General features: G+C 36.0%; 11 protein-coding genes. 2 read left to right on the forward strand and 9 right to left on the reverse strand.

The features are described from left to right. Positions 1-18 precede the first annotated feature (18 nt). The 4 genes from PQQ29_RS07300 to murB form a co-directional block, all read right to left on the reverse strand. Complete coding sequence (locus PQQ29_RS07300; protein ID WP_010991541.1) at positions 19-1,263, reverse strand: MFS transporter; 1,245 nt, start codon at positions 1,261-1,263, stop codon at positions 19-21. 18 nt (positions 1,264-1,281) lie between these two features. After that, on the reverse strand, positions 1,282-2,550 hold the full coding sequence (locus tag PQQ29_RS07305; RefSeq protein ID WP_010991542.1) for an alkaline phosphatase family protein: 1,269 nt from the start codon (positions 2,548-2,550) through the stop codon (positions 1,282-1,284). Between the two features lie 62 nt (positions 2,551-2,612). Then, complete coding sequence (locus PQQ29_RS07310; protein WP_033533038.1) at positions 2,613-3,650, reverse strand: AI-2E family transporter; 1,038 nt, start codon at positions 3,648-3,650, stop codon at positions 2,613-2,615. Between the two features lie 27 nt (positions 3,651-3,677). After that, the gene (gene murB / locus PQQ29_RS07315; protein ID WP_003771810.1) at positions 3,678-4,574 is read right to left on the reverse strand and encodes a UDP-N-acetylmuramate dehydrogenase; all 897 of its coding nucleotides are present in this window, start codon (positions 4,572-4,574) and stop codon (positions 3,678-3,680) included. A gap of 218 nt (positions 4,575-4,792) precedes the next feature. On the opposite strand from murB, the gene PQQ29_RS07320 reads away from it, so the two are divergent. Both PQQ29_RS07320 and PQQ29_RS07325 read left to right on the forward strand, forming a co-directional pair. Continuing rightward, positions 4,793-5,776: an ABC transporter ATP-binding protein gene (locus tag PQQ29_RS07320; protein ID WP_010991544.1), complete on the forward strand. Its 984-nt coding sequence runs from the start codon at positions 4,793-4,795 to the stop codon at positions 5,774-5,776. Continuing rightward, a complete protein-coding gene (locus PQQ29_RS07325; RefSeq protein WP_003771815.1) occupies positions 5,773-7,287 on the forward strand; it encodes an ABC transporter permease/substrate-binding protein in 1,515 nt (504 codons plus the stop codon). The genes PQQ29_RS07320 and PQQ29_RS07325 overlap by 4 nt, the downstream gene beginning before the upstream one ends. A 39-nt stretch (positions 7,288-7,326) precedes the next feature. On the opposite strand, the gene PQQ29_RS07330 is transcribed toward PQQ29_RS07325, so the two are convergent. From PQQ29_RS07330 to PQQ29_RS07350, 5 genes are all read right to left on the reverse strand, one after another. Then, positions 7,327-8,157 carry a hypothetical protein gene (locus PQQ29_RS07330; RefSeq protein WP_010991545.1) on the reverse strand — a complete coding sequence of 277 codons (831 nt, stop codon included), beginning with the start codon at positions 8,155-8,157 and terminating at the stop codon, positions 7,327-7,329. A gap of 137 nt (positions 8,158-8,294) precedes the next feature. After that, the gene (locus PQQ29_RS07335; RefSeq protein WP_010991546.1) at positions 8,295-9,641 is read right to left on the reverse strand and encodes an Nramp family divalent metal transporter; all 1,347 of its coding nucleotides are present in this window, start codon (positions 9,639-9,641) and stop codon (positions 8,295-8,297) included. A 112-nt stretch (positions 9,642-9,753) separates the two neighbouring features. Then, positions 9,754-10,425, reverse strand: a complete 672-nt coding sequence (locus PQQ29_RS07340) for an ABC transporter permease (protein ID WP_003762244.1) — start codon at positions 10,423-10,425, stop codon at positions 9,754-9,756. Positions 10,426-10,439: 14 nt separating this feature from the next. Beyond that, positions 10,440-11,366: an osmoprotectant ABC transporter substrate-binding protein gene (locus PQQ29_RS07345; RefSeq protein WP_003771820.1), complete on the reverse strand. Its 927-nt coding sequence runs from the start codon at positions 11,364-11,366 to the stop codon at positions 10,440-10,442. Between the two features lies 1 nt (position 11,367). Beyond that, positions 11,368-12,024: an ABC transporter permease gene (locus tag PQQ29_RS07350; protein WP_003771823.1), complete on the reverse strand. Its 657-nt coding sequence runs from the start codon at positions 12,022-12,024 to the stop codon at positions 11,368-11,370. Position 12,025: the final 1 nt, after the last annotated feature.

The raw sequence follows: 12,025 nt of genomic DNA on the forward strand, positions 1-12,025 counted from the left end.
GGACTTTCTTAAAAGGATTTAAAGATTTTCTAAGTTTTTCTCTTTTACAAATAAAAATAAAATGCCGCCAACGAGGAAAAGAACAATTAAGCTAGCTACCCCGTACTGTGTCTTTCCGGTAATTTGCGTGATTACGCCCATCAGTGCCGGACCCATAATTGCTGAAAATTTACCGAAAATATTATAAAAACCATAAAATTCATTAGAACGTTTCTTAGGAATGATTTTCCCGAAAAAGGATCTACTTAATGCTTGAATCCCTCCTTGTGAAGTTCCAACTAACATGGCTAAAATCCAAAAATCAACTGCTGTTTTCATAAATACAGCATAAATACAAATAATAATATAAACAAAAATTGCAGTAAAGATAAGCGGTTTGGCACTAAAACGTTTAGCTAAATAGCCATATAACAACGTAAAAGGAAAGGCCACGAGTTGCGTCATTAAGAGAATTAAAATCAATGTCGTTTGCGAAATTCCTAAGTCAATTCCATAAGAAGTCGCCATCCGGAAAATCGTATCCACCCCATCTATATAGAAAAAATACGCAATTAAGAAGATGACAATATTTTTATGTTCACTAATGTGACTCACTGTATGAAATAACCTCTTAAAACTTGTTCTGACTGGTTTTTTCACCGCTGGAATATAATGGATTTGATGTACATTTTTCCACATCGGAATCGTAAAAAACAGCCACCATAATGCAGTCATAACAAAACCAATATTTACTAAAGCCACATCACTAATAGGTAAAATTCCTGTCGCTTGAAAAATAATGAAAATAATAAACGGAATACAACTACCCAAATAACCATAAGCATACCCTGCAGAAGACACCTTATCCATTCTGTCATTGGTAGTTACATCAATTAAAAATGCATCATAAAAAATATTTGCCCCTGAAAAACCGATTAACGATAACACATAAAATCCAAGTAACAAAAGCCAGGCATCCGTAGGGATAAAAATAAGTAAGAAAGTAAAAGCAATCCCTATTGCTGTAAAAATGCCGAAAAATCGTTTCTTAAAAAATTGATAATCTGCTATTGTGCCGAGGATTGGTGCGAGTAATGAAATTAACAAAGTTCCAATGGAGTTCGCATAACCCCAGTAAGCAGTTGATGTTGTATCAGCAATTCCTGCATTTGCTGCCACCCCTTTAAAATAAATCGGTAAAATGGCAGTTGTAATCATAATAGAATAGGCAGAATTCGCCCAATCTTGAAAAATCCAGCTTTTTTCCTCTTTTGTATATGCCAAAAGTATTTCCCCTCTTTTCTATTCGAATAGCGCTTCTATTACAGTACCAGCAGTATTTGGAAATTGTAAGCCTAAAATTCGGGCAAAAGTTGGAGCTTCATCAACTAAATGTGCATTTGCAATTTTTTTGCCTTTTTTTATGCCAGGTCCGTTAAAAATAATCGTTGTTTTGTAATCCGGTTTACTTGGAGAATAGCCATGAACTGCTTTGTAATAACCTGGTTTTCCAAGCATCTCCTCAGTCACTTTTTCGTAAAGCGGACCATCTATGTCATCCATAAAGTAGTAACCACTCTTCCCTTCTACCATAAAAGTAGCCTGGCTGTCAGCACCTCGACGTGTTAATTCCTCAGTTGACAAAATTTCTTCTATTTCGTGGATGCTTTGCAGTAAAACCTCGATTTCTTGGTTATGTTTTTCATTTTTCGTATAAATATAACAAGAGCCATCACAGCTTTTGGCATATACTTCCCAGTCTGTAATCTTGCCATCTACTACTGTTAGCCAGCCTTTTTCAGCAAAGAGAACATTTAAGCGGATTGCGTGCGTTACATCTATTTGATAATGATCACCCAAAATAGCGAAAACTGTATTTTCATAAATACCAGCATCTTTCGTGGCCTGAATAATTTCAGCTAAACGGTTGTCATGTCTTTTTAAAGCGGCTTTTGCTTCTGTTGAATGAACTCCGTGGGCATGACGCATACTATCCATATCTACTAAGTGTGTTAAAAGTAAGGTTGGTTTTTTGGCTTTTATTGTATCTACAACACTCGCTGTCAAAAATATATCAAGCTCTGGCTGATTTATGCCTTTTCGTAAATGTCCAAATTTTCGGTCCATATCGATTAAAAATAATGGTGAACTAGCATGAAGCGACACCATCATTTGCGTTAACCAAAAGCGATTTGGGAAAATTTCCGCAATATTATAATCAATACTACTTTTTGCTGCAACTGGCCATAAAAAAGCTGCGGTTGTCATCCCTTTTTCTTTTGCTAAATCATATAAAGTGGGAACTTGAATCGCTTTTTTATACCAAAACCAGTCTGGTGAATCTTTCTCGGGTTGAATTTTTGTGTTATTTATAATGCCGTGAGTTTTCGGATAATGACCAGTAATAATACTCGTATGTGCTGGATATGTAAGTGATGGATAGATCGTTTCTACTTCTTGAATATGTGTCCCCGTTTGGATTAATTCTCGTAAAACTGGTAAATCAGACGTGTCCTTTAAATCAAGTGCTCCTAGCGCATCTAATGAAATCACAAAAAGATGTTGTTTCATTATGCTTTCCCCCTTTAAAAAACAGGGGTTTTCCAGCTAATCTGGAAGAACCCCCGTGTGCATTACGTATGACTGATTGTATCTTTTGGTTGGTTAACTTCTTCTTGATTCGTGACGCCTAGAACATCCAAGAAGAACATTACAACTGGAATACCAACGATTAATCCCCAAATTCCAAAGAAATGCTCCCCGAAAATAAGAATAATGAAAGTATAAAAAACTGGTAAATTTGTTTTTGCTGACATAAGTTTTGGATTAAGTACATAAGATTCAAGTGCATGGATAATGATGACAACTACTAAAATATAGAAAATGTATTCTACGCCACCGATTGAATAACCAATGATAGTCAGCGGGATAAGAGAAATAATAACCCCGGCTACTGGAATTAATCCAAGTAAGAACACCATTATCGATAAAGTCATCAATTGCGGGAAACCTAAAATCCAGAGCGCTATCGTCGTAAGTACAGCATTAACAAGAGCGATGATAAACTGTGCTTCGATTACTTTCCCAAAAGTAGCCACAAACTTTGAACCAAAGAATTTTACTTCTTCGTATATAAAGCCTATCTTACTAGTGGAAAATTGATTGGTAAACGAAATCAAATGATCTTTTCCTAATGAGAAAAACAAACTTAGCATAAGTGCGATAAATACGTTCATCAACACTGTCCCAACGTTAGTCAAATAAGTTAGAATCATTGAAACGCCTTGTTCTGTGTATTTCATAATATCAAATTGATTTGCTAGACTAACAATGTAGTTAATAAACTCATTATTACTATCTGTTTTTAAGAAGCTATTACCAAATTTCACTAATTGATTTATTTGATCCGCTAAAACAGGAATATATTTAACGAAAACGAAGACAATCACGCCTGCAATTAAAACGTAAAGCAACAACACAATAATTTGTCGATAAATTGAAATTCGTCGTAAAATAAAGTTTTCTAGTCGAGTAATAAGGTAAGAAAAAATGAATGTTAATAAAATAATATTCATTTGGCTTCTAAGCAAGTAAAGTACGAAGGCAATTAGTAGAAATACCCCAACGCGTCGTACGCTTCGATTCTGTAAAAATAAACTAAACTCTTTCAAAAATAAATAACCTCCTACTTAATTTGGCTATTTGTCCTCGCCAATAATTTTAACTTCTGTTTCTAATTCAACATCAAATTTTTCACGCACCGTTTGTTGTACATGAGCAATTAAATTCATATAATCAGTAGCAGTCGCGCCGCCAATATTAACAATAAAACCAGCATGTTTTAGTGAAACTTGAGCGCCGCCAATAATATGGCCTTGTAAGCCGCTATCTTGAATTAATTTACCAGCAAAATGGCCTGGTGGACGTTTAAATACACTCCCACAAGATGGATATTCTAAAGGTTGTTTTGCTTCTCTTAGAGCGGTAAGTTCATCCATTTTCGCTTGGATAATGTTCTTGTCTTCTAATTCCAGTGAAAAAGTTGCGTCTAAAACAATATATTTTTTTTCAGCAATCGTACTAAAACGATAAGCTGCTTTTAGCTCAGAACGCTTTAATTTCTTTAATTCGCCGGACTGTGTCAAAACAGTAGCTGCTTCAAGGACATCGCTAATTTCGCCTCCATAAGCGCCTGCATTCATATGTAACGCACCGCCAATCGAACCTGGAATGCCGCACGCAAATTCCAGTCCGCTTAAACTTTCATCTAATGCAAATTTTGCTGTATCAATTAACTTAGCTCCACTCATTGCGATGATTTGTGTGTTTTTTCTTTCAATGGATTGAAGTAAGTCTAAGTGTACGATTACTCCGCGAATACCACCATCTTTAATAATTAAGTTAGAGCCATTTCCAAGAATTGTAAGTGGTAATTTGTTTTGATGACAATAAGTAACGATTTCCTTCGTTTCTTCTATTGTTTTCGGCATAACGAAAACATCTGCATTTCCACCTGTTTTCGTATACGTATATTTAGATAAGGGTTCATTTAATTTAATAGCTATATGAGGAAATTGTGCTTGCAAGTTGTTCATTATTTATTTCAAACCTTTCATTGATGTAATTTTGAAAAATCACTTCCTTTATTTTATCATGGAACCTCACTTTTACAAAGAATTCCATAGTTTTTTTATCAAAATAGGAATAGATAGTAATAATTTAGGGTAATTGGATGATATGTTCTTGAGAATTAAAATCAGAAATGATATGATATAGAACATACATTCGATTAAATTAAGAAAGGGATGAAAAAATGATTCGTTTTGATAATGTATCCAAAAAGTACAGCGATGATAAGACAGCAGTGAATAATGTTACTTTGGACATAAAAGACGGCGAGTTCTTTGTTTTCATCGGACCTAGTGGTTGCGGGAAAACGACAACGTTAAAAATGATTAATCGCTTGATTCCACTTACAACTGGAACCATTTATATTAATGAAAAGCGTATTAGTGATTATGATATTCATGAACTCCGCTGGGATATTGGCTATGTCTTACAGCAAATAGCACTTTTTCCTCACATGACAATTGAAGAAAATATCGCTATTGTTCCAGAGTTAAAGAAATGGAGTAAAGAAAAAATCCATGATCGAATTACCGAATTGCTTGATAGCGTTGGTTTAGATGCGGAAAGTTATCGCCATCGTAAGCCAGCTGAATTATCTGGCGGAGAGCAGCAGCGTGTTGGTGTTGTTCGCGCACTTGCGGCCGATCCAGGAATAATTTTAATGGATGAGCCTTTTAGCGCGCTTGATCCTATTTCACGCCAACGTTTACAACAAGACATTTCCACACTTCAAAAGAAAATCAAGAAAACAATCGTATTTGTTACCCATGATATGCAAGAAGCTCTAGCACTGGGAGACCGTATTTGTGTCATGCAAGATGGCGAAATTGTCCAAGTCGCTACTCCACAAGAAATTGTAAAAAATCCTGAAAATGATTTTGTTAAAGATTTCTTAGCTTCTGGTCACGCGTTCAATACACCGATTTTAGAATCGAGTTTTACAGTAAATGATTTAATAGAGGCTGATTTGTTTTACGCCTATCAAGCTAGTGACGGGACGATGGGAATTTCCTCGAACGAACGAGTTGAAAATCTAGTTCGCCGCATTGCCGAAGAACAATCGGTTCCAGTTAAAGATGAAACCGGTCAGTTTATCGGTACGATTACTAATAAACATGTGATGCAATTTTTAGCGCGTCATCTTGAAAGTTCGGGTGAGCTTGTATGAATACATTACTAGATACATTTGCTGTCCGTAAAGATGAGCTATTCACGGCCTTAGTACAACACATTCAGATTTCGTTCGTATCCCTTTTTATTGCTGTACTCATTGCTTTGCCTCTAGGTATCTACTTAACTAGACATAAACGACTTGCTGAACCAATTATTCAAGTAGCTGCTATTTTTCAAACAATCCCCTCCCTTGCTTTACTTGGGTTATTAATTCCACTTGTCGGTATTGGGATAGTTCCAGCAATTATTGCGCTTGTAATCTACGCCCTGTTGCCTATTTTACGGAATACATATACTGGGATAAAAGAAGTTGACCCAGCTCTTGTCGAAGCTTCACGCGCAATGGGAATGAACAAATGGAAAAGATTATACAAAGTACAACTACCTCTTGCAATGCCTGTAATTATGGCTGGTATCCGTACGGCTATGGTATTAATTATCGGTACGGCGACACTTGCTGCATTAATTGGCGCTGGTGGTCTTGGGGACTTGATTTTACTTGGTATTGATCGCAATGATAATAGTTTAATCCTGCTTGGTGCAATTCCAGCAGCATTACTCGCAATCTTGTTTGACTTTCTACTGCGATTTCTTGAAAAAGCATCCTTTAAAAGTACGATTATTACGATTTCAGCAGGAATTTTACTCACTGCCGCAATCATTGTCGTTCCTTATTTTGCTTCTGATAAAAAAGAAATTACAATTGCCGGTAAATTAGGCGCAGAACCAGAAATTTTGATTAATATGTACAAATTAGTTATTGAAGATGAGACGGATTTAAAAGTTAATGTGAAACCTAATATGGGTAAAACAAGCTTTGTCTTTAATGCTTTAAAATCAGGTGATATAGATATTTATCCTGAATTTACAGGTACCGTATTAGAAACTTTCTTAAAAGAAAACGCAAAAACGCATGATCCAGAAAAAGTTTACACGCAAGCACGTGATGGTTTAGCAAAAGATTTTGATATGACATACTTAAAACCAATGGAATACAATAACACTTATGCGCTTGCTGTTTCACCTGAATTTGCTAAAGAAAACAAATTAGAGAAAATATCTGATTTAAATCCAGTAGCTGATCAGGTTAAAGCAGGATTTACACTAGAGTTTAAAGATCGTTCGGACGGATATAAAGGCATTCAGGATAAATATGGGCTTACCTTCCAGAACTTGAAAACAATGGAACCAAAACTTCGCTACAATGCAATTAAATCTGGTGACATTAACCTGTTGGACGCTTATTCGACTGATAGTGAACTCGCTCAGTACAAACTAAAAGTGCTAGAAGATGATGAACAACTCTTCCCTCCTTATCAAGGTGCACCTCTTATGCTGACGAAAACATTAGATAAATATCCAGAACTAAAAAAACCATTAAACAAACTTGCAGGGAAAATTACAGACGATGAAATGCGTAAAATGAACTATGAAGTGAATGTAAATGGTAAATCAGCTTATACAGTAGCTAAAGATTATCTACAAGATCAAGGAATTATTAAATAGAAAAAAGCTAGGTGGTTTTTACGCCACTTAGCTTTTTTGTTATTGTCTGATTAAATTTTTCACTTTATTAATATTAGGTTTATAGAAACGACAATGTGTTTCGAACTCTTTATTAAATTCAGCAGCACGTTGGGTTAAGGACTGCTCATGATCAAGCATTAAGCCTTCTTCAAGAAGAGGTCTAAGCGAAATAATTTGATCAAATACAAGTCCAGCATTCGTGTCACTTAGAACAGATACGATTTTTCCTAATGCTTTTTGTTTTTCAGTTGGTAATTCTTTTTGATGGAGATGGAACCATTTTGCTAATTGTTTCCGATTCTTTCGTGTTGCTTCTAAATAGATACTTTGCGCATATGCAGCTTTGGTAAACGCAATGGAAAGATTTTCAGCTGATTCCCAGTCTTCTTCTAAAATTTCACCTTGCATTTTAATTTTTTGGTTGAGCAAAGTAATATCTTCTTGATAAACGTCTAATTTGCGTTGTTGTTGTTTATAAACTTCCATCGCTAAATTAAGTTCATCAATCGTTGGCTGCATTTGTTCACCAAAAATAGTATTATCATTTAGAATTAATTGTGTTTGTTCTATCTTTTCAGCAATAATACTATCGCGTTCCTTAATTACATGAGCACGTTTACCCAAGTATTCAAAATAGAAATTATACTTTTGAATGCGATTAACTACTGCTTCTGCTTCTTTCATTGTTGCTGGTTCGTCTTTTGAGTTTACTACAGTGACTCCAGCTACTTTGTTTAATTTTGTATAAATAATGATTGTGAAAACTTCGCCGTCCAGTTTGATTGTGTACGGTAGTTTATGTTGCTGTTCTAAAAGCCTTTTATGTTGTTTTAATAGTTTATCCGTCATCGTTAATCAACACCTTTACTACGCCATTAGTATTATATAATTCAATTATATAGCATAAAGATGAAAATTTCGAGGGAAAGAAATGAGAAAATTATTTTTAATTGTTTACATAATATAATTATCGTAATCTTCTCTTTTTATAATGAAGTTAAAGTGTAAAATAATAAGTAGATATTTAAGAATGCGATAAAAATTGCAACAGACCAAGACACTATTTTTAACCATGGTGAGTTAACGAATTCGCCCATCTTCTGTTTATCACTTGTGAACATAACTAAGGGAATAACAGCGAAAGATAGTTGCATGGAGAGTATTACTTGGCTGAAAATAAGCAACTCATTTATTCCATTTGCTCCATAAAGTGCTGTAATAATAACTGCTGGAACAATTGCTAGTACACGGGTTAATAAGCGGCGTACTACTGGTTTTAGACGGATATTTAAGAAACCTTCCATAACGATTTGACCAGCTAATGTGCCTGTTAATGTCGAATTTTGACCAGAAGCAAGTAAAGCTACCGCAAACACCGTACTGGCGATGCTACTTCCAAGTGTTGGGTTAAGTAATTTATAGGCATCTTCAATTCCAGCTACGTTATGTTGTCCAGTAGTATAAAAGGCAGCAGCAGCTAAAATTAAAATAGATGCATTAATTAATAACGCAATAGTTAAAGAGAACGTTGAATCGATAAATGAAAAACGAATCGCTTCTCTCTTCCCTTCTTTTGTTCGCGCGTATTGTCTTGTTTGCACGATCGATGAGTGTAAATATAAATTATGCGGCATAACTGTTGCACCAAGAATCCCGAGTGCGATATAAAGCATTGCCGGGTTCGTAACGATTTCTGATTGCGGGATAAAACCTTTCGCAATAGCTTGCATATCTGGGTGTGACATGACCATTTCAGCTCCAAAACATACAAGAATCGTCACCATTAAGGTAATAACAATAACTTCTATATAGCGGAAACCTTTATGTTGTAAAAATAATACAAGAAAAATATCTAATGCTGTTATACAAACGCCCCAAATCAAAGGAATGCCAAAGAGTAAATTAAGTGCAATCGCACTACCGATAACTTCAGCAATATCAGTTGCAATAATGGCTAATTCAGCTAAAATCCATAGGACAAAGCCAAACGGTTTGGAAAAATGATCGCTTGATGCTTGAGCTAAATCGCGCCCAGTCACGATACCTAATTTTGATGCAAGTGATTGTAGTAAAACGGCTAAAATATTAGAAATTAAAATAACAGATAATAAGGTGTAACCAAACTCCGAACCCCCGGCAATGGATGTCGCCCAGTTTCCAGGATCAACATAGCCAACTGCAATAAGAGCACCTGGTCCCATAAATGCAAATAATTTCCGGAAGAACTTTGCGTTTTTTGGAATTGCTACTGAATTATTTACTTCGCTTAAGCTGGGAGCATTCTGTGCTTTTCTCCAGCTTTGTTTTGTGCGTTCTGTTTTTTCCTTTTTCATGCTCCCTGACCTTCTTTCGTTTATGATAAAAAGTTTACTACGGGAAACATTCTTTGTCAAACGAAAAACACAACCTTTTTATGAAGCTGGTAGGTTGTGTTTTCGATTGTTTTTATAAGACTTCGGTTAATGTTTTTCTTTTGTTTTTAACTGGATTTAAAGTACGTTCGACCCATCCAAGAAGTACATCGGCTAATATTGCCATGACTGCTGTTGGGATGGCTCCAGCTAAAATAATTGCGGTTCCGTTAGTTGCGTTGGTTCCGCGGACTATAATATCACCGAGGCCGCCTGCTCCAACGAATGTCCCGATAGCTGCAACACCAATTGCAATAACTAGCGCATTTCGAATACCTGCCATAATGACCGATAAAGCAAGTGGCATTTCGATTAGACGAAGCACTTGCCATTTCGTCATGCCCATCGCTTTACCCGATTCAAGAAGTGCCCCATCAACGTTTCTAATGCCCGTATAGGTATTTTTTAGAATTGGGAGTAAAGAATATAGGAACAAGGATAAAACGACTGTATTCGTCCCTAAGCCCATAATTAGCATAAGTACAGCTAACATTGCGAGCGCTGGGATAGTTTGAATGATATTGGCAATTTGGATAACCCATCCAGCTAAGCGTTTCTTCCTAGCAATATATACTCCAAGTGGTATCGCTATGATTGCGGCGAAGATAACTCCGTACGCACTCATTAAGAAATGCCGCCAGAACTCTTCCATGACATAACTTCCATTTGTTTGGTAATAATCAATTAATTGTTTTAATGTGTCCATCTTTTGGCACCTCCTTAGTTTTTACCTTCAAAGTAATTATTTTTTTGCAAGAATTCTTGCGCTACGATGGATGGTTCTTTTAATTTGCCATCTGCTTCATAATTAAGCTTTTGCATTTCTTCTGTTGAGATTTTACCTTTTAACTTATTGATAGTAGTTTTTAATTCTGGATGTTTCTTTAAAATTTCATCTGTTGCTAGAGCTGAAGCATCGTATGGTGGGAAGAATTTTTTATCATCTTTTAGTAATTTCAAGTTATATGTTGGGATACGGCCGTCTGTTGAATAACCAAGTGCCACATCCATTTGATTGTTTTTAAGTGCGGTATAAATTAAGCCGATTTGCATTGGGAAAATTTTCTTGAACTCGATGTCATAAGCTTTTGAAAATGCTTTATAACCATCTCCTTCACGTTCCATCCAAGAATTATCGACCCCAGCAGTAAGCTCATTTTCTACTTTACGCATGTCGCTAACTGTAGTTAAGTTGTATTTTTTAGCAGTATCTTGGCGTACCATAAACACATACGTATTAGCAAAGCCATAAGAATCAAACCATGTTTGGTGGAAACGCTCTTCAAATCCTTTTTTTACTGCTGCTAAAGCTTTTTCAGGATCTTTAATAGCATCTTCTCCAAGAGGCCCAACTAAGTCTGTTCCGGTATATCTTGTCGCTGTAATATCCACATCACCATTTAACATGGCTTGGTGCTGAACGATAGTTGATCCGAGGTTATTTACAATTTCTACTTTTAGGCCAGTGTCATGTTCGATTAATTCTTTTAAAATATTGGAAACGATTTGTGATTCTGTCGTGGCCATTGCTCCAATGCGTATTGTATCTTTAGAACTGCCTCCAAGTCCTGGTAAAGAGCAACTAGATAAGAAAAGAGAACTAGTTAGTAGTAATACGCTGAATAGCGCGATAAATTTTTTCTTCATGTTATTCTCCCCCTTCCTGAGCTTCACGGATGGCTTTTGGAGTTAAACGATACTCTAATTTTCCAAGCGCGAATTCTACTACAAGGGCTAAAATAGTTACTGGGATTGCTCCGCCAAGAATTAAATCTGGACGATATAAGTTTAAGCCATTAAAAATAAAGTCTCCAAGTCCACCAGCTCCAATATATGAAGCAAGCGTTGCCCAAGCGATAACGTACACAGCTGATAAACGGATACCAGCCATAATTACTGATATAGAGTTAGGGATTTCGACATTAATGATTAATTGCCAATTCGTCATGCCCATACCACGACCAGATTCGATTAAATTTTTATCGACTCCTCGAACTCCAATAAAAGTATTACGCAGGATTGGTAAAAGTGCGTAAATAAACAGTGCAATAATCGCTGGTAATGTACCGACCCCAAGAAACGGGATAATAAATGCTAAAATAGCGAGTGAAGGAACCGTTTGAAGAACACTAACCACGCCAATAACAAAATTTGCTACTTTTGGTGAACGCGTCAGTAAAATTCCAACAGGAACGGCAACTGCAATCCCTAAAATTACAGCAGATAAGGAGATGAAAAGATGTTGCCATGTTTGAACAAGCAAGTTATGGCCGTTTTCTTGAAAAAAAGTAACAATTGCGTCCATA

Source organism: Listeria innocua (assembly GCF_028596125.1).
GTDB classification, from domain to species: Bacteria; Bacillota; Bacilli; order Lactobacillales; family Listeriaceae; genus Listeria; species Listeria innocua.

What these genes read in the sequence shown, in the direction of transcription:
- PQQ29_RS07305 (WP_010991542.1), bottom strand. Translation starts at nt 2,550, where the DNA reads ATGAAACAACATCTTTTTGTGATTTCATTAGATGCGCTAGGAGCACTT.
- murB (WP_003771810.1), bottom strand. Translation starts at nt 4,574, where the DNA reads ATGAACAACTTGCAAGCACAATTTCCTCATATAGCTATTAAATTAAAT.
- PQQ29_RS07320 (WP_010991544.1), top strand. Translation starts at nt 4,793, where the DNA reads ATGATTCGTTTTGATAATGTATCCAAAAAGTACAGCGATGATAAGACA.
- PQQ29_RS07325 (WP_003771815.1), top strand. Translation starts at nt 5,773, where the DNA reads ATGAATACATTACTAGATACATTTGCTGTCCGTAAAGATGAGCTATTC.
- PQQ29_RS07330 (WP_010991545.1), bottom strand. Translation starts at nt 8,157, where the DNA reads ATGACGGATAAACTATTAAAACAACATAAAAGGCTTTTAGAACAGCAA.
- PQQ29_RS07335 (WP_010991546.1), bottom strand. Translation starts at nt 9,641, where the DNA reads ATGAAAAAGGAAAAAACAGAACGCACAAAACAAAGCTGGAGAAAAGCA.
- PQQ29_RS07340 (WP_003762244.1), bottom strand. Translation starts at nt 10,425, where the DNA reads ATGGACACATTAAAACAATTAATTGATTATTACCAAACAAATGGAAGT.
- PQQ29_RS07345 (WP_003771820.1), bottom strand. Translation starts at nt 11,366, where the DNA reads ATGAAGAAAAAATTTATCGCGCTATTCAGCGTATTACTACTAACTAGT.
- PQQ29_RS07350 (WP_003771823.1), bottom strand. Translation starts at nt 12,024, where the DNA reads ATGGACGCAATTGTTACTTTTTTTCAAGAAAACGGCCATAACTTGCTT.